Annotated in this window: 18 protein-coding genes and 1 pseudogene; 9 read left to right on the forward strand and 10 right to left on the reverse strand. The window is 71.5% G+C overall.

Annotated elements, in window-relative coordinates:
- Positions 1-51: 51 nt before the first annotated feature.
- A complete protein-coding gene (cyaB, locus tag ACFY6S_RS09680) occupies positions 52-612 on the reverse strand; it encodes a class IV adenylate cyclase (protein WP_388821058.1) in 561 nt (186 codons plus the stop codon).
- A 17-nt stretch (positions 613-629) separates the two neighbouring features.
- Positions 630-1,475, reverse strand: a complete 846-nt coding sequence (locus tag ACFY6S_RS09685; RefSeq protein ID WP_388821060.1) for a helix-turn-helix domain-containing protein — start codon at positions 1,473-1,475, stop codon at positions 630-632.
- Between the two features lie 318 nt (positions 1,476-1,793).
- Between ACFY6S_RS09685 and ACFY6S_RS09690 the strand changes: the two genes are divergently transcribed.
- The 4 genes from ACFY6S_RS09690 (at position 1,794) to ACFY6S_RS09705 (ending at position 5,417) form a co-directional block, all read left to right on the forward strand.
- The gene (locus tag ACFY6S_RS09690) at positions 1,794-1,964 is read left to right on the forward strand and encodes a hypothetical protein (RefSeq protein WP_388821063.1); all 171 of its coding nucleotides are present in this window, start codon (positions 1,794-1,796) and stop codon (positions 1,962-1,964) included.
- A 442-nt stretch (positions 1,965-2,406) separates the two neighbouring features.
- Positions 2,407-2,532, forward strand: coding sequence for a hypothetical protein (locus ACFY6S_RS09695; RefSeq protein ID WP_388821065.1), 126 nt, complete (start codon positions 2,407-2,409; stop codon positions 2,530-2,532).
- A gap of 457 nt (positions 2,533-2,989) precedes the next feature.
- Positions 2,990-4,195 (forward strand): helix-turn-helix domain-containing protein, encoded by a 1,206-nt coding sequence (locus ACFY6S_RS09700; protein ID WP_388821068.1) that lies wholly within the window; start codon positions 2,990-2,992, stop codon positions 4,193-4,195.
- A gap of 172 nt (positions 4,196-4,367) precedes the next feature.
- Complete coding sequence (locus tag ACFY6S_RS09705) at positions 4,368-5,417, forward strand: DUF6415 family natural product biosynthesis protein (protein ID WP_388821071.1); 1,050 nt, start codon at positions 4,368-4,370, stop codon at positions 5,415-5,417.
- Between the two features lie 110 nt (positions 5,418-5,527).
- Here ACFY6S_RS09705 and ACFY6S_RS09710 read toward each other — a convergent pair whose 3' ends face one another.
- From ACFY6S_RS09710 to ACFY6S_RS09725, 4 genes and pseudogenes are all read right to left on the reverse strand, one after another.
- Entirely contained in the window at positions 5,528-6,052 is a 525-nt protein-coding gene (locus ACFY6S_RS09710; protein WP_388821074.1) for an AAA family ATPase, read from the reverse strand.
- Positions 6,053-6,082: 30 nt separating this feature from the next.
- Positions 6,083-6,247 (reverse strand): annotated as a pseudogene (locus tag ACFY6S_RS09715) (IS5/IS1182 family transposase); the annotation flags it as partial.
- Between the two features lie 552 nt (positions 6,248-6,799).
- Entirely contained in the window at positions 6,800-6,958 is a 159-nt protein-coding gene (locus tag ACFY6S_RS09720) for a hypothetical protein (protein WP_388821077.1), read from the reverse strand.
- Between the two features lie 220 nt (positions 6,959-7,178).
- The gene (locus tag ACFY6S_RS09725) at positions 7,179-8,492 is read right to left on the reverse strand and encodes an MFS transporter (protein WP_388821080.1); all 1,314 of its coding nucleotides are present in this window, start codon (positions 8,490-8,492) and stop codon (positions 7,179-7,181) included.
- 160 nt (positions 8,493-8,652) lie between these two features.
- On the opposite strand from ACFY6S_RS09725, the gene ACFY6S_RS09730 reads away from it, so the two are divergent.
- Complete coding sequence (locus ACFY6S_RS09730; RefSeq protein WP_388821083.1) at positions 8,653-9,276, forward strand: TetR/AcrR family transcriptional regulator; 624 nt, start codon at positions 8,653-8,655, stop codon at positions 9,274-9,276.
- A gap of 204 nt (positions 9,277-9,480) precedes the next feature.
- On the opposite strand, the gene ACFY6S_RS09735 is transcribed toward ACFY6S_RS09730, so the two are convergent.
- Together ACFY6S_RS09735 and ACFY6S_RS09740 are read right to left on the reverse strand one after the other, a co-directional pair.
- Positions 9,481-11,166, reverse strand: a complete 1,686-nt coding sequence (locus ACFY6S_RS09735; protein ID WP_388821086.1) for an HtaA domain-containing protein — start codon at positions 11,164-11,166, stop codon at positions 9,481-9,483.
- Between the two features lie 150 nt (positions 11,167-11,316).
- Entirely contained in the window at positions 11,317-12,930 is a 1,614-nt protein-coding gene (locus ACFY6S_RS09740) for an HtaA domain-containing protein (protein WP_388821089.1), read from the reverse strand.
- Positions 12,931-13,144: 214 nt separating this feature from the next.
- Between ACFY6S_RS09740 and ACFY6S_RS09745 the strand changes: the two genes are divergently transcribed.
- From ACFY6S_RS09745 to ACFY6S_RS09760, 4 genes are all read left to right on the forward strand, one after another.
- A complete protein-coding gene (locus ACFY6S_RS09745; RefSeq protein ID WP_388821091.1) occupies positions 13,145-14,173 on the forward strand; it encodes a hemin ABC transporter substrate-binding protein in 1,029 nt (342 codons plus the stop codon).
- A gap of 1 nt (position 14,174) precedes the next feature.
- A complete protein-coding gene (locus ACFY6S_RS09750; protein ID WP_388821094.1) occupies positions 14,175-15,314 on the forward strand; it encodes a FecCD family ABC transporter permease in 1,140 nt (379 codons plus the stop codon).
- Positions 15,311-16,165 carry a heme ABC transporter ATP-binding protein gene (locus ACFY6S_RS09755; protein WP_388821097.1) on the forward strand — a complete coding sequence of 285 codons (855 nt, stop codon included), beginning with the start codon at positions 15,311-15,313 and terminating at the stop codon, positions 16,163-16,165. The genes ACFY6S_RS09750 and ACFY6S_RS09755 overlap by 4 nt, the downstream gene beginning before the upstream one ends.
- Positions 16,166-16,508: 343 nt before the next feature.
- Positions 16,509-17,510: a hypothetical protein gene (locus ACFY6S_RS09760; RefSeq protein ID WP_388821100.1), complete on the forward strand. Its 1,002-nt coding sequence runs from the start codon at positions 16,509-16,511 to the stop codon at positions 17,508-17,510.
- 108 nt (positions 17,511-17,618) lie between these two features.
- On the opposite strand, the gene ACFY6S_RS09765 is transcribed toward ACFY6S_RS09760, so the two are convergent.
- Positions 17,619-18,374 (reverse strand): bifunctional DNA primase/polymerase, encoded by a 756-nt coding sequence (locus ACFY6S_RS09765; protein WP_388821103.1) that lies wholly within the window; start codon positions 18,372-18,374, stop codon positions 17,619-17,621.
- Between the two features lie 247 nt (positions 18,375-18,621).
- Positions 18,622-19,350 carry a TetR/AcrR family transcriptional regulator gene (locus tag ACFY6S_RS09770; RefSeq protein WP_388821592.1) on the reverse strand — a complete coding sequence of 243 codons (729 nt, stop codon included), beginning with the start codon at positions 19,348-19,350 and terminating at the stop codon, positions 18,622-18,624.
- Positions 19,351-19,456: the final 106 nt, after the last annotated feature.

The raw sequence follows: 19,456 nt of genomic DNA on the forward strand, positions 1-19,456 counted from the left end.
GGCGTGCGCCCTTCGGTCCCGGCTTCGGCCCGGAGCGGAGGGGCGCTTTCGTCATGCCTGCCGTGCGGCCTGGACCGCGTCTGTGTACTTCTCCCGGGTCAGTTCTCCTTCGCCGAAACCGAGATCGGCCAAGACTGCCTGCACATCCTTCAGGGCCGCCTCGACTTCGCTCTCCTCTACGAGCGTCTCCAGCTCGATGAACGTGCTGTCGTCGACTTCCGGTACTCGCACGAGCGTCGCGAGCATTCGGCGCCCGCGGGCCTCAAAGCTGTAGTTGCGGCACCGCTTCTCGAACTGGATCACGGGAACGAAGCCGAGGGCGCCCACGATGGCGTGCACCGCCGCAGCGTCATCTACTCGGGTTTCGTGTTCCGGCTTCGACCCTGACCTTTCGTCTACCTGTGCGTCCTTGAACGTGAGTACCGTCCGGGTGTCGTCCTGCCCGTGCACGGTCCGTACCCTCAGCTCCTGGTCGTGGGACTCCAGGGACCAGTCAGGGCGGTCGTAGTAGGTGTCCTGGTAGACCTCAACCCGCGCGCTGGCCAGGGATTCCAGGCTGCGCATGACAGCCTCCGGGTCGTGGACGTGCGCTTTCAGCTCGGCCTCGATCATGCTGGTCTCCCTCTTCCTCAGACGGTGCGGTCCGCCGTCTCGACGATCGCCTCGAACATTCGACAGAAGCCCCGGAACAGTGGGCCGCCCGCCATTTCCATCACCTTGTACGTCGCCGACTCATGCCCCTCCCACCCTGCATCGAACGCGCCCACGAACATCACCGAGTCGGTACGGATGACCCTCCACGTCGGCAGCATGCCGTACCTGTAGACCTGGATGTCGGCCGTATCCGCAAGCTCACGCAGCCGGGCTTCTGCGAGTCGTACGCCGCTGGCCAGCGATTCGGTGGACTCGCCGATCTCGGCAGCGCGTCGGGCGAGCGCAGCCGAGTCAGGGTCCAGCAGCAGGACTCTGATCCGCAGCCCTTTTCCGCCCTGCTCGCGCGGCAGACAGGCGCGGAGCAGCGAGTCGTTGAGGCCGATGAGCCCGAGGCCGCGTACGGCGAGCACGTCCAGCTCTACTGCGGCGCGGGCCTGTTGCTGGATCTCGTCCCGGGCGGCAGCCTGTGCGGAGTACACCCGCACTACCTCCGGGAAGGCGGCGAGATCGAACGCGGCACCGCCGGAGCGCTTCTCCCTGCTGACCGCGAGCCCGAGCAGGTGCCGCGCGTCGTCGGGCATGCCGAGGCCGTCGGCGATCCGCTCGTACACGTCCAGTCTGCTGACCTCGCGGCGGCGGTTGATGATCTCGTTGACACGGGACTGCGTCATATCGACAGCCGCAGCGATCCGCCCTTGGCTGACGCCACCGTACTGCTGGACGTGCCGGAAGACGGCCCCGATGTCGCGGGCCCGGAGCGCCTGGCGGACCTCGGCGCGCTCCCACGACCAGTCGGGGAGTTCGATCCGTGACGTTGTCATGGTGGGCTCCCGGTATTCACGGCGGGGTGGACTTCCATCTCACCGTGAGATTACCGCTTGGATATCGAATCGCAACGCTGCGTAACGTGAGCCTTGCTGAATGACGACTACGCCCGCAGCTGCGCAGGCCCCTACGCCCACGTCTGACACCACCCGCTGGTGCCACTGGCACAAGGGTTCGGCGGAGACTGCTGTTCTGATCCGGACTATCGCCCGAGCTTCGGCGCCCGAGGGCCCGGCGGCCGGCCTCTACGCCTGCCGGGCGTGCCAGGAGCAACACTGGCTCACGCCCCTCGCCGACGCGGCGACGGCGCCCTGATGCCGGGCACCGACGCGCCTCGCGCGCGTATCCCCGGCATGTGCTGGATCCCGCACCCGGACGACGCTCTCCGCTGCACGGAGAGCGAGGGGCACTCGGATACGGCCGATGACCACTACCACTGGCCGACGAAGACGTTCTGGCCGCGGTACGAGGGCGAACACCAGTGACTGCGGCGACGCTCCAGGCATGCCGGAAGCGGCAGGTGCCGCCCGCGCGGGAGCTGACCTGGGATCAGGCCCTGGGCCGCGCGTGCTGTGCGTGCGGACGGCCGCTGTCCGGCGGGGCGATACCGCGCGGACGCGCGGAGGGCCGGCAGGGCGTGCATGACACCGGGGCTGAGGTCTGGTCCTGTCCCTGAACCCCCGCGCGCCGCTGCCGTCGTCGTCCGCGGCGCGCGGGACGGGCGCCCGGCCGTGCGTGGCCGGGTGCCAACCTACCGCCCCGGCCGGCCGTCTTCCCCCGTGGACACCGGCCGGGGTTCCCCACAGAACAGGAGCAGCACGTGAAGAAAACGTCCCGGCAACCGCTCGCCGACATCGGCTGGGGGCTCGGGGTGATGGTGCGCTGCGGCCTCATCTCGCTCGGGCTGATCCTGACGGTCCGCACCGGATGAAGGGCGAGGACCGCCGCCAGCGACGCGTGATGGTGGCTCTGATCAGCATGGGGCTGACGCTGATCGCGTGTGCGGCAGCCGTCACTGCGCTCGTCATCGCCCTTGTCGCCGATGCGATCTGACCCCCGGCACGGCGGCACGGACCCGCCCCGACTGTCGTCACGACTGCCAGTACGCGCGAGTCACGGCCGCGCCGCTGCGCCACAGCACGGCCGGTACGTCGGGCGGAGCTGACCGATGCTGACAGCGCCGATCCGGCGCTAGAAGCCCAGGTCAGGAAGCGTAGTCCCCGCGCGAGCGGGGGTGGTCCCCAGCTCCAGGACCTGAACGGCGGCGCAGCGTCGTAGTCCCCGCGCGAGCGGGGGTGGCCCTGGTGAAGTGGGGCCGGCGGATCGCCCCTGATGGCGATCCGGTTCCCGAGCCTCCGCCCGAGCTGGGCCTCAGCCCTTGGGCATGACCGCGCCCCGCTCTCCTGCGGGAGGGCGGGGCGCTTTCGTGCGGGAGGGCGGGGCGCTTTCGTGCGTCCGGAATCGGGCTCCAGCAGTACGGTGGTTGCACAACCTTCTGGCGGGGGTCCGTATGAACACCACCATCGGTGACCGTATTCGCAGCCTGCGCGAGTTCCGCGACCTCACTCAAGAGGAACTAGCAGAGCGCGCCGACATCCACGTCGACACGATCCGCAAGCTGGAGCAGAACGTCAGGCAGTCGGCGCGCATCAACACGTTGCGCGCGCTCGCCCGCGCGCTCGATGTCCAGCTTGAACGACTGGTAGGACAGCCCACCGTGACCCGAGAACTCTCCGACGAGGGCGGTCTCATCGCCCTTCGCGACGCGATCCAGGACTTCACCGCGCTACCCGGCGTCCTCGCGGACACTGACCTTGAAGATCCACCGGACACAGAAGAGTGGGCCGCGTCGGTGAAGGCCGCCACCAGCCACTACTGGGCAGGCGACTACTCGACGCTCTACGGCATGCTGCCACTCCTCCTGCGTGACGGCCGGGCCGTAGCCAGGCAGGCAGACAGCGAGTGCGTGTGGCAGCAACTCGCCCTCGCCTACCAGCTGGCCGCGTCCTTGTCCGCTCAGGCCGGTCACCCCGACTGGGCGTTCGCCGCAGTCGAAAAGCAGCTCGCCGCCGCTCAGCGCGCCTCCGACCCCCTCATGGAGGGCATGGGCATCTCCACCCTCTCCTGGGTACTGCTGCGCCAAGGCCGCTGGGAGGACGCACAGGACGTAGCCGAGCGGAAGGCGGACGCCCTGGAGCCCAGTTTCCGGCGCGCGACACCAGTCCAGCTCGCCGTCTACGGGAACCTGCTCGTAGCGGCGGCGACCCCTGCGGCCCGCCAGGACCGGCGGGACGACGCTCTCACCCTGCTCACCCTCGCCGAGTCCGCAGCCACCCGGTCGGGCCCCGTCCGCGCCTACGGCAGCGCGTTCTCCGTCGTGGACGTCCGCACCCAGCAGGTCAACGTTGCCCTGGCCGGACGGGAACCGGATCCATCGGAGGCCCTGCGGCTGTCGGACCGGGTCACGGTCGAGGACATCACCAGGCCCGTGCACTCGGCCCACTATCGCGTCGATGTCGCCCAGGCCAAGTACCAGACTGGCGACGGCGACGGCGCTCTGGAAACGCTGCTGGAGGTCGAGGAGGACCAGCCGGAGTGGATCAAGTTCCAGACGCTCGCGACAACGACCGTGCGCGAGATGCTGGAGGCGGAGCGGCGCCGCAACAGCCCCCTGCGCGGTCTGGCCGCGCGCCTCGGCGTCGACCCGGCTCTCTGAACAGGTAGGGCAAAACGTCCTAGCTGAGCGATAATTGACTTTCCAACTGGGACATCCCGTCACTGGGGTGCAACCGGGCAGCTCCATAGCGTGGCTGCATGAAGCGGCGTCGGCCAATCCCCGCCAGGCACGGTCGGCGCCGCACTCCCATGCACCCGATCTGGAGTCGGCCATGACGACCTACACCCCGCCCCCGACCGCGCCCATCGCTCGCTGGCTGCTCTCGGCTGCTGACGACGCGCGTCAGGCACAACGCGACTGGGACAGCGGCGGTCCCGCGCTGCTTCCTCTCGGCCGGGAGTTCGACGCTGTGAAGGCGTCGGCCGACCTGGTGCACGCGGCGGTGGCCAGCACAGCGCCGACGGATGTCTGTGCCGCGCTGTCCGCTCTGGGCGGGCCGGTGATCTGTGATCCGGGCGTGTGGTTCTACGCGCTGGTCCCGGTCGGTACCGCCGGGGCGTGGACCGGCCGGACGGGCGCCGCTCGCGGGACGGGTGCCTGGTGCGCCGTCCCGCGCCTCGGCAGCACCGCTCCCGAGGGGCGGCGGCCTTACTGGTCCGTGCCACCGGACGGTCCCGGGCAGCTGTGCGATCCCGAGCAGGTGGCCGCGCTCCTTCAGGCCGGGCAGGAGCGGCTGGAGACGGTGGAGCGTCTGGAGACCGCTCACCGGGCCCTGCTTGACCACTTGCGGACGTGTGCCGCCTGCTCGATGGAGAAGGACGTCCGGATCATCGCGGACGACTGCGAAACCGCGCTCGCCTCGCATCAAGCACAGGCAACGCACACGGCCTTGACCGACCGGGCCGAGCTGATGCGGCGCCATCTGGCGGTGCTGATGCCGATGGCCGAGGCGCAGCGCGGGGAGTACGGAAGTCGGGACCGGGCGGTAGTTGACGGGGCCCTGCGGGACGCCGAGCAGCTCCTCGCCGACGCGCCGCAGGAGGATCGTGTCGGGACGTGGGTCCAGTTGCGGGCCCTTGCTCGGGTGGCGCGCGTCCTGGCCGACGCTCACTGGCCACGCCGCACCTCGTCGGACGGTCAGATGTGCGAGGCCGGCGTGGCTCTGCGGCTCACCGTACGGCGGGCGCGAGGGGCCGCTGCGGGTTTGTCTCCCCGCACCGCTGCTCGTGACGGCGTGGGATGCCGAGGTGCCCGTGGCGGTCGTCATGGGGGACTGCTTCCGCTGCGACCGTGGCGGCCTCCAGGTGGTCCGAGTCGGTGAACTGGTCGGCCCCCAAGTGCGGGAACCAGGGCCTGTCCGGCGGATCTATCCGGGGCCGGCGCTCCTGGCGCGGCTGCGTTACTGGGCCGCGCCAATGGTTGGCCGGAGAGTCACGCGAGCGATGGCCACCGATCGGCGGCCCACTCCGGCCATCCTGACCACCCAGGAGGAGGATCTCCAACCTCATCTCCATCGAACTCCGTGACGTCGGGTTCCTCGAACAGTGTCCTCCAGTGCACAAGGTCCGTCTCGCTCATCGCGAAGGTCTGATCAGGGGTGGTCGACTGGCGATGGGCGATCCGAGCACGTTGGGTCTCATGGTCCACCGGCACATACACGAGGACGCAGGACGCGCCTACAGACTCCACCAGCCAGCGGATCGCGGACCTCTCGTCACGCGACCAGCATCCGAAATCCAGCACGACGTTGGTTCCAAGCCTGAGCACCTCCAGGGCAAGCGTAAGCAGCCGTCCTTCCAGGACATCGCGCTTCCCGTCCGCCTCCGGCTCACCGAAGAGAGGAATCATCCACTCATCAGGTGTCAGCCGAAGCGCGTTGTGCCCCTTGGCCAGCTGCCGAGCCCTTGTGGTCTTTCCGGCCCCTGGTAGGCCGACGGTCAGGAATAACGTGGTCACATCCAGATCGTGTCACGAAGGGCCAAGTGATCACGGCTTGAGCCGAAGGCGGATCGAAGCGACAGTGACGATGCCGTGGAAGACGGAGGCGCGCTTGTCGTATCCCGTGGCCACGGCCCGGGAATTCTTCAGCGCGTTGATCGTTCGCTCAACTTCGTTCCTGCGCTTGTAGCTCGTCTTGTGGAAGCCCGCGGGCTCGACCATGGCGTCGACCAGTTCGTCAACGGGTCCGAAAGTCACCGCCGCGCGCATCTCCGCACGCCGTCGGATCTGCTGCTCGCGGGCCGGTCCGCCGATCAGCAGCGCGGCGGTGTTCAGCCGTTCCGGTGAGCGTTCAGCGGCTCGCGTCGCGTCCGTGCCCGAGTCGAAGCCGCCTGTGAGGTGGAAGATCGTACGGTCCGGATCCAGGGGCGCACATCCAGGGCGTCGTCGAGTGCCTCGATGAGGGCCCCCAACACGTGCGCTTCCGGGATGAGTTCCCGAGGCCCGGTGTGCAGGGCCGGGGCGGGATAACGCACAGAGAGGCGGCCACCGAAGTAGGCGGTGGCCCGTTCGGTGAGCCGCCGGATTCCGGTGAACAGAGTGTCGTGCTGTAACAACGATCTGGCTCCGCGCGCGGCCGGTCCGGTAGCGATCGCCGATCCACTGCCAGGTTTGGTCCGTGGAGGGGGTGAGGCGCCGTTTCAGCAGGGCTTCTCCGAGACCGGCCCGGGAACGTCCAGCGTTCCCGGCGACGGGAACACCCGGTCAGAACTTGGTCGTGTCGTACGTGTGCCCGCCGTCTGAGGAGCCCTGCTCCTTCTTGTACTCACGCGTCTCGGACGGGGCCTGGACACGGCGGACCGCTTTCGTGGCGAACAGGTCCTCGAAGGTACGGCGCCGTGGCGAGGGGATGCGTGAAATCACCGGTCATGTCCGGTCATGTGCGGCACCCTTCATGCAGAGGGAACGGAACACAACCGAGCGGTGCCGCGAACCTACTGCCCTTCGGCTGATGTGACCAGAACGCCCTGCGGACAGTGCGGCGGTGGGGAGTTACGGTCAGGAGCCCACGGCAGTCGAAGGGGCGCGGCGGCGCCGGAGAGCACGGCCGACCGCCACGGCCGCGGGCGGTCGGCCCCTCGTGTCAGCGGTTTCCGCGTGGCCCCGGGACGAATGCGTGTCGCCGGGCGGTCGCCACGATGACCAGGGAGACGGCGACGAGAGCCAGCAGCACCCAGGGGAAGGTGCCGGCTCCGCCGGATTCCAGGAGCAGCCCGCCGAACGCGCCGCCGCCGAAGATGGCGAGGTTGAACGAGGTGGTGAGCATCGCGTTGGCGACATCCGCGTCGTTCCCGGCGGCGTCGGCGGAGGCCGTCTGCAACTGGGTGGCGGAGCCTCCGAAGGTGAACCCCCACACCAGGACGGCCGCGCAGAAGGCCACGGGGTTCTGCGCGACGAGGGCGAAGGCGAGGGCGGCGAGGCCGAAGGCGGCCAGGCTGGTCAGGGCCAGAGCGCGCAGGGCGCGGTCCACGAAGGTGCCGGTGACCCAGATCCCGGCCAGCGCGGCGAGCCCGAACAGGAGCAGCGCGAGGTCGACGCGGATGCCGACGCCGGCGTAGGAGGTGAAGGGGGCGATGTACGTGTAGAGGATGTTGTGCGCGAGCATCCAGCTGAACACCACCGTCAGGATCGGCAGGACGCCCGGGGTCAGCAGCACGCGCGGCAGCGGGGTGCGGGCCTCGGCGCTCTGGCCGGGGGCGTCGGGGACCTTCACCCACGCGAAGACCGCGAGGACGAGGGAGAGGGCGGTCATGGCTCCGAAGACCCAGCGCCAGCTGACGAGGGCTCCGGCGAACGTGCCGAGCGGGGTGCCGATGGACAGGGCGACCGGCGTGCCGACCATGGCCACGGCGAGTGCCCGCCCCTGCTGGCCGGGCGGCGCGATCCTGCGCGCGTAACCGGCGAGCATGCCCCACAGCAGCCCGGAGAAGGCGCCCGCGACAAAGCGCGCGGCGAGGGCGATCGTGTAGTCGCCGGCCAGCGCCGTCACGGTGTTGGCGACGGCGAAACCGAGGATGCCCGTGAGCAGCAGCGGTTTGCGGCGCATTCCCCGGGTGAGGGCGGTGGCCGGGAGCGCGGCGAGCACCGTCCCCGCCGCGTAGGCGCTCACCAGCTGACCGGCCCCCGATTCGGTCACGTCGAGTCCCGAGGCGATCTCCGGGAGCAGCCCCGCGGGGAGCGTCTCGGTCATGATGACGACGAATCCGGTCCAGGCCATCGCCAGCAGGCCCGCCCACGGCAGCCGCCGGTCCGCCCGCTCCGCGCCCGGGGCACCCGGAGATCCGGGCGGCGCCGCCGCGCCACTGCCACCGGGGCCCTCGCCCACGCCCTCGCGCTCCTTCGCGTACCCGTCCGCGTAACCGTCGCGGGCGGGCGGCGCGCCGTGTGTCCTGCTCACCGCGGTCCCCTCACTTGTGGATCGAATGTTCCACAAGTAGAGCAGTCCACCGCACCCTCGTCAAGAATTTATGGATCGACTATTCTTTATCTGGTCGGGCGGTTTGCCCGACGGGATCCGACCGACCGGATCCGTCCGGCGGAGCAGGAGGGACGGGCCGGTGGCACGTACGGGAAGACCCAGGCAGTTCGACACCGTCGAGGCCACGGACGCGGCTCTGCGCCTGTTCTGGCAGTACGGGTACGAGTCGACGTCGGTGGCGCAGCTGCGCGAGGCGATGGGCATCTCCGCCGCCAGCTTCTACGCCGCGTTCTCGTCGAAGGAGCAGCTGTTCGACGCGGTCGTGCGGCGCTACCTGGCGACCTTCGGGCAGGTGACCGCGGTCGCCGCCGACCAGGACCTGCCACCCCGTGAGGCGATCGAGCGGACGCTCCGCCAGTCGGTCCGTATGCAGACCGACCCCTCGCATCCGAGCGGCTGCCTGGTGGCGCTGGCCGAGACGACCGGCGCGTCGGAGAACCAGCGCGTACGCGATCTGCTCGCCGACCGCCGCGCGTGGGACCGCCGGAACATCGAGGCGGCCGTCGAACGGGGCGTCGCCCTCGGCGACCTGTCGGCCGGCACGGACGCACGCGCTCTGGCCGCCGTCTTCCACAGCTTCCTGCTGGGCGTCTCCACCCAGGCCAGGGACGGGCTCCCGGAGGAGGTCCTCGATACGGCGGTCACCCATGTGATGCGCGTCTGGGACGACGTCGCCGGCGCCCCGGCCCCGGTACCGGCCTGACCTGACCGCGTCCGGGCGCGGCGACAGGCCCCCGGCCCGTACCCGCGAGCGCGGGACGGGCCGGGGGCCTGCTCTCTTCGGTTCAGGAAGACCGGTCGGTTCAGGAAGACCGGTCGGTTCGGGAGCACCGGTCGGTGCGGGAGCACCGGTCGGTTCAGGAGCACCGGTCGGTTCAGGAGCACCGGTCGGTTCGGGAGGACCGCCTTACGCCGTCTCGTCCAGCGCCGGGCGCCGGCGCCTGGCGGCGTAGACGGCAGCCGCGCCCGCCGCCGCGATGGCGCCCGCCGCGCCGAGGAACGCGCCGACCGGGAGGTCGGAGCCGGTGGAGGCGAGGGAGCCGCCGGTGGTGGAGCCCGTCGTACCGCCCACGGTGCCGCCGCCCGCCGTGCCGGAGCCGCCGGTGGTGCCCGTACCGCCGGCTGAGCCGCCGGTCGAGCCGCCCGAAGTGCCGCCGGTCGACGGGAGGGTGGCGTCGTCGTCCAGGGAGACCGCGAGGGTCAGCGGGTCGAGCGCGGTGCCCTCCGTGTACATGCCGCTGAACGCCTTGGCGCCGTCGCCGGTCAGGGTGGCCGGGATCGCGGCGAGCGTGAGGACGCCGTCCTCGGCCTTGAGGTCGCCGCTCGGGACGTCGAGGGTGGCGAAGGGCACACCGGCGGACCTGGTGACCTTGCCGGTCGCCTTGTCCTTGGTGCTGATGTCCGCGTACAGCACGCCCTTGCCGTCCTTGACCTTGACCTCCAGGCCGCTGAGGTTGAGGTCGAGCAGGTACGCGCCGTCCGTCTCGTGGCCGACGAAACGCACCTTGCCGCCGAAGGCCGCGTCCAGCGTCTGCGCGTCCGCGTCGAAGTCGCCCGTGCCCTTGGGGAAGCGGTACACGCCTCCCGACTGGGTGGCCCCGTCGCCGAGGACGACCTTGCCGTGGGCGATCGGGCCGACGACGTACGAGCGGAACGACTCCTTCAGGCCCCAGTCCAGGTTGCCGTCGACGATCGCGCCTTTTTCGGCAGACGGGGAGGCCGAACCGGTCGGGCCCGTGGGGGTGGGCGTGGGACTGCCGGATGTCGAGGACGGGTCGGACGTCGTGGGCGGGGTGGACGTGCCATCGGTCGGCGAGCCGGTCGGGGAATCCGTCGGCGAGCCGGTGGGCGGCTGGGTGGGGGTGTCGCTGCTGGGCGCACCCGTGGGTGCCTCACTGCTGGGCGGGTCCGTGGGCGCCTCGCTGCTGGGCGGGTCCGTCGGGGTGGTGTCCTTCGCGTACGTGACCGCCAGCGTGGCCTTGTCCAGTTCGGTACCCGCCGCGTACATCCCGTTGAACGCCTTCGCGCCGTCGGCGGTCAGCTTGGTCGGGATGTCCTTGTAGACCATGGAACCTTCGCCGGTCTCCGGGCGGAGGCCGGTCAGGTCGATGGCGGCGAGGTCGATGTCGTTCTGCGTGGCGCCGTTGAGGGTGACATCGGCCTGGATGGCACCGGTCGTCCCGCTGGTGACCACCTTGACGTCGGTGACCTTGATGTCGAAGAAGTGCGCGGTGGAGCTGAACCGGACGGTGCCGTCGAAGGCCGTGTCCAGCGCGTGCGTACCGGTGTTGTAGCTGCCCGTGCCGTTCGGGAAGGTGAAGGTGCCGTTGTCCGACGCCTGGGTGGCGCCCCCGGACGGCGTGATGGCGCCGGCGGCGACACCCGTCACGTACTTCCGGAAGGACTCCTTCAGCCCCCACTCCAGGGTCGAGTCCTTCAGTTCGAGGGCCGGAGCGGCTGCGGGCGCGAAGGTGGGCGCGGCGGCCCGGGTGGTGCCCGCGGCCAGCGCGGGAAGCGTGAACGCGGTGGCGCCGAGGGCGGCGGCCGTGGCGATGGCCGCGGTCAGGGCTGTGGGGCGGCGAGTTGCTGCCATGGTGGATGTTCTCCTCGAACGACGGATATGAGATGGCTGACGCACACGTCATGGGCCACGGGACGGGCCGGTGACGCGCGAAGCGCGTGGGGGGAGGGGAGGGGAAGAGAGGAAGGAGGCGGGGAGCGGGAGGATGAACGGCCGTACGGCTCAGGTGGCGTCGGTGCCCGTATGGCCCGGCCCTGCGGCGCCCGGCCCTGCGGGGCCCGGCTCCGTGGGGTGGCCCGACCCCGAAGTGGCCTGTCCCGTGGGGTCTGTGGCCCCGCGCCGCCTGCCGCGCACCACCAGGAACGCGGCCCCGGCGGCGACGAGCACCCCCGCGCCGACCGCCGCGTACGTTCCGGCTCCGGCGGCCGAGGACGACGCGGAGGCGGTCGCGGAGGGATCGGCCGGGCCGGTCGCGGTGGCGGCCGGGGCGGCGGAGGGCGACGCGGAGGCGGTGGCCGTCGGGGCGCTGCCGAGGTCGGGGAGGGCGGGCAGTTGGGCCTTCTTGCCGGTGGTGACGGCGAGCGAGACGGGGTCCATCCGCGTACCGGCCGGGTACAGGGAGCCGAAGGCCGTGGCGCCCCGGGCCGTGAGCTTCGCGGGCGCCTCGGTGAGGGAGGCCAGACCGTCCTGCGGCGTGAAGTCCTCGGCGGTGAAGGTGACCAGCGGTACGGCCTTCCCGCCGCCCGACTTCCCGCCGCTGCCCGACTTGCCGCTGCCCGCCTTCGCGCCGGCGGCCTCCGCGTCTGCGCCCTCCGCGTCTGCGACCGCCGCGTCGGTGACCTTCGCGTACAACGTGCCCTTTCCGTCCTTCACCTTGACGGCGACCTCGCTCAGCGTCAGGTCGAGCCCGGTCCCGGTGAAGCGGACCCGGCCCGCGAACACGGCGTCGAGCGTGCCCTTCTCGGCGTCGTACGTGCCCTCGCCCTTCGGGAAGCGGAACAGCGCGCCGCCGTCCTGGGCGCCACCCGACAGCGTCCACTCGCCCTGCGCGATGGAGCCGGTGACGTACTCGCGGTAGGTACGGCGGACCCCCCAGTCGACGGCGGCGTCCCTGAAGGAGGCGACCGGCTTCGTCGCGGTCGCCGGAGAGGACGGCTCGGTCGACGCCGTGGCGGTGGCGGTCGGCTCGGTGGACCGTGCCGGCCGCTTCTCCGCCTCGACATCGACCGAAAGGCTCACCGGGTCCAGCTCCGTACCCGCCGTGTAGTAGCCGGCGAAGGCGGTGGCGCCCTGTGAAGTGAGCGTCGCCGGGACGTTGTTGAGGGCGACGGGGCTGCCGCCGCCCCTCATGTCGATCCCGGACAGCCCGAGCGAGGCGAACGCGACCTGGGTGGAGGTGGTGACCTTGCCCGACCCACGCGCCTTGCTGACCATGTCCGCGTACAGCGTGCCGCTGCCGCCCGAGATCCGCACGGTGGGGTTGGAGATGGTCAGGTCGAGTTCATTCGTTCCGTCCGACGTGCGGTGTCCGGTGAAATGGACCCCGCCGGAGAAGGCGGACCGGAAAGCGCCGCTCGTGGGGTCGTAGGTCCCGCTCGCCGAGTGGAACCGGAATTGGCTGCCACCGACCGTGGCCGCGCCGCCCGCGAGTGTCCAACTCCCTTGCGCGACAGGCCCGGTGATATAGCTCTGGAACGAGGACTTGATTCCCCAGTCCAGTCTGCCGCCCCGCACCACGCGCTCCGCCGCCTGTGCGCCCGTGGCCGGGAGCAGCGCCACCGGCAACGCCAGGAGCAGCGCGACGACGAAAGCGCGCACGGGTCTGAACGGCAGCATGAAAGTCACTCCCACGGTGTGTGCGCCTGAACGCGTCCGGCCGAAGCGGGAAACAGGAGGCACGGGGCAAGGGGCACGGGGTAAGGGGCAAGGAACAACGGGAAACGAGGAACGGGGAATCCGAAAAGACCCCGGCCCTAGAAAGCAAGGTAAGGCTAACCTAAGCTATACCCATCCCCTGCTGGAACCCCTCCGGCGCTGGAAACAGAACAGGATGGTGCGCTCCGTGCGCGGATCACGTCTGACGGGTGCGCTCCTCTCCGTACTCGCCCTCGCCCTGACCGTCTCCGGCTGCGGAAGCGGAAACGCCGGCGGGCAGGCCGAGGCCGCCACCACCACCGCCACTACCGCCGCCGCCGACCGGGTGGAGCCCCTGGGGGCCGTCCCGAAGCCCCGGCTGCCCGCCACCGTCACCTCGGCGGACGGCCGGAAGGTCACCGTCACCTCGGCCGACCGCGTCGTACCGCTCACCGGATCGCTGAGCGAGATCGTCTTCACCCTCGGTCTCGGCGAACACGTCGTGGCGCGCGACATCACCGCCACGTTCGAGCAGGCCCGGAAACTGCCGGTCGTCACCCGCGCTCACGACGTGTCGGCCGAGGGCGTGCTCTCGCTGAAGCCGACCCTGGTCATCGCGGACACCACCACGGGACCGGCCGAGGCCATCGGCCAGATCCGCGACGCGGGCATTCCCCTGGTCGTCGTCGAACCGGCCAAGAGCCTCTCCGACGTCGGGAAGCGGATCGACGCGGTCGCCGCCATGCTGGGCGTGAAGGCGGCGGGCGACGAGCTGAAGAAGCGTACGGAGGACCGGATCGACGCCGCGCGCGAGGACGTTCCCACGTCCGGGACCGGCAAGAGCCCCCGCGTGGCCTTCCTCTATCTGCGCGGTTCGGCGGCCGTCTATCTGCTCGGCGGCGCGCGGTCCGGGGCGAGTTCGCTGCTGGAGGCGGCGGGCGCGGTCGACGCGGGCAAGGAGTCGGGGCTCTCGAAGGACTTCACGCCCATCACCAGCGAGGCGCTGGCGAAGGCGGCGCCCGACGCGATTCTGGTGATGTCCAAGGGGCTGGAGTCGGTGGGCGGGATCGACGGTCTGGTGAAGATCCCCGGAGTCGCCGAGACGCCCGCCGGAATGGACCGGAAGGTCGTCTCGTACGCGGACGGAGTGCTGCTGAACTACGGCCCGCGCACGGACGAGGTGCTCCGGTCGATCGTCGGGCAGCTGTACGGAAACGGGAAGTGACATGACGACGACTCCCGTGCCCAAGGCGGAGAAGGCGGGCCCGGCGCGGCCCGCGACAGCACCCGCCCCCGCCTCGGAGCCCACCCCGGCGCCCCCGCCCCCGGCCCGGCGCCGGCCCGGCAGGACCGTGCTGCTGACCGCCGGTCTGGTCGTCGCGCTGGCCGTGCTGTGCCTGCTCTCCGCCGGTATCGGCGCGTACCACCTCCCCCTCGGGGACGTGCTGTCCTCCGTGCGGCACCGCGCCGGGCTCGGCGGCGCGCCCCTCGACCGGGTCGGCGAGAGCGTCCTGTGGAACGTACGGCTGCCCCGCGTCGTCCTCGCCCTGCTCGTCGGCGCGTCGCTGGGCTGCGCGGGCGCGCTCATGCAGGGCGTGTTCGGCAACCCGCTCGCTGAGCCGGGCGTCATCGGGATCTCGGCGGGCGCGGCGGCGGGCGCGGTGGCCGCGATCGGGCTGGGGCTGAGCCTGTTCGGCAACTGGACGGTGACGGTCTTCGCGTTCGCCGCCGGGCTGGGGACCGTACTGCTGGTGTACGCGCTGTCCCGCTCGGCCGGCCGTACGGAAGTGGTGACGCTGATCCTGACCGGCATCGCGGTCAACGCGTTCGCCGGGGCGCTGATCGGCCTCTTCATCTTCTTCGCGGACAGCGCGCAGATCACCCAGATCACGTTCTGGCAGCTCGGTTCGCTCGCCCAGGCGACCTGGCCGAAGGTGCTGGCGGTGCTGCCGTGCGCGGTGGCGGGGCTGGCCGCCGCCCCCTTCTACGCGCGGAAGCTGGACCTGCTGGCGCTCGGTGAGCGGTCCGCCAGACACCTCGGCGTGGATGTGGAGCGGCTGCGGATCGTCCTCGTCCTGGTGGTGGCGCTGCTCACGGCGGCGGCGGTCGCGGTGGCGGGGATCATCTCCTTCGTGGGGCTGCTGGTGCCGCATCTGCTGCGGATGGCGAACGGTCCTGGCCACCGCTTCCTGGTCCCGGGCAGCGCGCTGGGCGGCGCGGTGGTCCTGCTCGCGGGGGACCTGGCGGCCCGTACGGTGGCGGCCCCGGCGGAGCTGCCCCTCGGGGTGCTGACGGCCCTGTTCGGGAGTCCGTTCTTCTTCTGGTTGCTGCGCAGGACCCGTCGTAAGCAAGGTGGTTGGGCATGAAGCGCGCCGGAGGCACGGGCCTCAGAAACCTGTTCGCCGCGCGCTCGCGCGCCCTCCCCTCCCCCGTCTCCCCCGGCGCCGCCGTCGCCGAGGCCCGCGGTCTGCGGGTCGGGCTCGGCGGGCGCGAGGTGCTCGACGGCATCGAACTGACCGCGCGCGCCGGTGAGGTGCTCGCGCTCGTCGGGCCGAACGGGGCCGGGAAGTCGACACTGCTCGCCGCGCTCGCCGCCGATCTGCGGCCCGACCGGGGCGAGGTACGGATCGACGGGCGGCCCGTCGAGGCGTGGTCCGCGCCCGAACTCGCCCTGCGCCGCTCCGTACTGCCCCAGGCGGCGACGCTGTCCTTCCCGTTCCCGGTGGAGGACGTCGTACGGATGGGCCGGGCGCCGTGGGCCGGGACGGCGCGGGAGGACGAGGACGAGGCGGCCGTCGCTGAGGCGATGGCGGCGACCGAGGTGACCGCGTTCGCGCCGCGCCCCTTCTCCGCGCTCTCCGGTGGCGAGCGCGCCCGGGTGGCGCTGGCCAGGGTGCTGGCGCAGCGCGCCCCGCTGCTGCTGCTCGACGAGCCGACCGCCGCGCTCGACCTGCGCCATCAGGAGCTGGTGCTGCGGATCTGCCGGGAGCGGGCGCGGGCCGGTGACGCCGTCGTCGTCGTCCTGCACGACCTGGGACTGGCGGCGGCCCACGCCGACCGCACCGCCGTGCTGCACGACGGCAGGATCGCGGCCGAGGGGCCGCCCGCCGAGGTCTTCCGCGACGCGTTGCTGAGCCAGGTCTACCGGCAGCCGGTCGAGGTCTTCCCGCACCCCCGCACGGGCGCGCCGCTGGTGGTCCCGAAGCGGCTCTCCTGACCGGCGCCCCACCTCGCCGGGGCACGGTCCGGGGACTGTTGTGACCCGGCCGTGTCCGGGGGCGGTCCGGGGACGATCCGGGGGCCGGCCCCGGCCGTGTCCGGGGGCCGGCGTCGTCGGCGGGCCGCCGGACCGGGCCTTCGACATCAGCTCGGCGGTCCCGCCGGACAGCTGCTGCGGCACGCCGCTCAGGGGTGTGTTCGGCTTCCGGCCGGACCCGACGGTGGTTCAGGTCGTCGTCCGGTTCCCCTATCCGGTCCCGGCGCTCGCCCTGTTCCTCACCCCGGTAGGGTTCGGACGTCCAATGGGGGTCCCCGTGGGGGTCAGGAGCAGAAGGCGACCGATGAGCAGGCTGAGAAGTCCGATTCGGGCAGCGGCGGGGCTCGCGACGGTGACGGTGCTGTCGCTGACGGCGAGCGGATGCGTCACCGTGCACGGGGAGTTGGCGGTCCTTCCGGCAGCGGACCGGAGTGAGGCGCGGCAGGCGCTGAAGGATTTCACCGACGCCTACAACGCGGCCGACAGAGCCTACGACCCGGCGCTCGACGCGGACCGGGTCGCCGGCGCGCTGGGCGCGATCAACCAGGCGGGCCTGAAGTCCCGGTCGATCACAAGCCCGGGCGGCAACCCGGCGCACCAGCCGCTGGAGCTGTCCGACGCCACGTTCACGATCCCCAAGAAGGCGGGCTGGCCGCGCTGGTTCGTCGCGGACACCGACAGCAACCGCGACAAGGACGACGGCGGCGCGGGCGACACCCGCTGGGTGCTGGTCTTCGTACGGAACGGGCCGGACGCCCCGTGGAAGGTTCCGTATCTGACCATCCTGCCGGAGAAGGGCGTCCCGGAGTTCAAGAAGGACAAGGACGGCTGGGCCGAGGCGGTGGAGCCGGACAGCGCGGCGCTGGCGGTGGCCCCCGGGGATCTGAGCGAGGAGTACGCCGCGTACCTGAGCGAAGGGAAGCCGGCCCACTTCGCCGACGGACCGCACACCAGCGAGTGGCGGGAGACGCGCAGGACGAAGGGCCGGCTCCCCGGGACAGCCACCCAGTACATCGACCGCGCGGCCACGGACGGCGACTTCGCGCCGCTGGGGCTGACGACGCGGGACGGCGGTGCGCTGGTCTTCTTCGCGACGCGCTACTTCGAGCGCCAGACCGGCGCGAAGGGGGTACGTCCGAAGGTGAGCGACGACGTCAGGGCGCTGATGACGGGCGAGGTGACCAGCACCCTGACGAAGGAGTGGGTCTCCAGCCAGGCGGTGCTGGTGCCGCGCGCGGACGCCGGCACCCCGGCGGTGGAGGTGGTGGGGCGGCTCCAGGGCGTCACGAGCGCGAAGGGGTCGTAGGGCGCGCGGGCGCGGGGCGGTACGGGTACCGGGGTACGGCGCTGCGGTTACGGGGGCGCCCCCGTAACCCTCCCGTATCGCCCCGTATCCGCCGCGCCGTACGGTGGTTCAGCGGCCGAGAGGCCAGGCCACCGCGTGCGGATCCAGCTCGCCGTTCTCGCCCGCGTACCGGGCGCAGGCGTCGGTCAGGGTCTCCAGCAGCGTCAGCGGATCGGGCAGCGGGTGCTCCGGGCCGCGCAGCCACCCCACCGACAGCTCACCGGGCAGCCGGGCCGGCGGTACGAGCACATAGCTGCCCCGGCAGTGCCAGCGCAGGCCCGGGTGCTCGTCCATCGTCTCCGGGTGGCAGTCCAGCTCGCAGGGCCACCACTCGTCCTCGTCCTCGGGGGTGCCGCGGGTCGCGGTGAAGAAGAGCATCCGGTCACCGCCGGAGTCGGCCACCGGGCCGACGTCGATGCCACGCTCCAGCAGGCGTTCCAGCGCGCCCCGGCCCGCTTCGAGGGGGACGTCGAGTACGTCGTGGACCATGCCGGTCGCGGTGATGAAGTTGGCCTCGGGCTGGTTGCGCGCCCAGCGCTCGATCTGCGGCCGGTCGGTGGTCGACTGGGTCTGCCACGCGAAGGAAAGGGGGTGCCTGGCCGGGGTGGGACAGCCGATCCGTTCGCAGGAACATCGGTAGCCGACCGGGTGGGCCGCGGGTGAGATGGGCATACCGGCGTCGGCGACAGCGAGGAGCGATGCCTCCCGGCTCGCCGCGTCTCCCTCGTCGAACGCGGAGTTACCGGCGTTCTTCTTGGGGCGCCTGCGCAGCCACTGGGGAATCCTGCTCTCCGTGCCGCGGTAGCGGCCGAAATCGTCGCCCATCTATCCCCTCACATCTCCTGCCGGTGGCGCTGCCGCACTCTGCCATGGTCGCACCATCCTGCTCCTCACGTGGCCGCGTGCCCCAACCGGGGTAGGAGGCCCCATCCCTCGCACCGGAACCTATCGCGGCTTATGTGGCGATATACGGCGTCGTTCGGGGGCCCATCGGAGCCGGTGGTGTTCACCACACCCGCCCCATGTGCCTCCACGCGCCCCCGCGCGCCCCCTCCGGGCGACCCCGTCCCGCTCAGGGTCGCGGGGCCAGGCCGTATAGGGCGTATTCCACGACGGTGTCGGCGTATGCGTGGGTCAGTGGCGCCGTACGCAGCATCCAGCGGTGGGCGATCGGCCCCACCAGCAGCTCCAGGGCGATCCGCAGGTCGATACCCCGGCGTACGCCCCCCACGCCCTCGGCCTGGGCGGCCGTCAGCCGGTGCACGTACAGCTGGAGCTGCGGTTCGAGCATCCGCCGCGCGAACTCGGTCCCCAACTCCGCGTTGACGATCCCCTCGGCGGCGAGCGCGCGCGACGGTACCTCGAACCGGGGGTCGTTCATCTGGTCGACCGTGGCGCGCAGGACCCGCTTGAGGTCGGTCTCCAGGTCGCCGGTGTCCGGAATCGCGTACGCCCCGTCCGCCGCCTCCGGCTCCCCCGCCGCCTCCGGCTCCCCCGCCGCCCCCGGCTCCTCCGCTCCCCCCGTCTTCCCTGCCTTCCCCGCTTCCCCCGCCTGCCCTTCCTCGCGCATCGCCCGTTCGCTCAGGTCGAGGAAGGCTTCCAGCAGCACGGCCGCCTTGGAGGGCCACCAGCGGTAGATGGTCTGCTTGCCGACCCCGGCGCGGGCCGCGATGCCCTCGATCGTCGTCTTCGCGTACCCGACCTCCCCGATCAGGGAGAGGGCCGCGTCGTGGATCGCGCGGCGCGAGCGCTCGCTGCGCCGGGAGGAATCGGGGGTCTTTCGCTGCGCACGTTCGGCCATGGCGCCCAATCTACCGACGGCGATGGGGCGGTACGAGCCGATACGTATCGTCTCGAAACGCATCCACGCGACGCGACGCGAATCGACTCGAAGAGAACCCCCAAAT

The sequence above is a fragment of the Streptomyces sp. NPDC012835 genome (assembly GCF_042900885.1).
Taxonomy (GTDB): Bacteria; Actinomycetota; Actinomycetes; order Streptomycetales; family Streptomycetaceae; genus Streptomyces.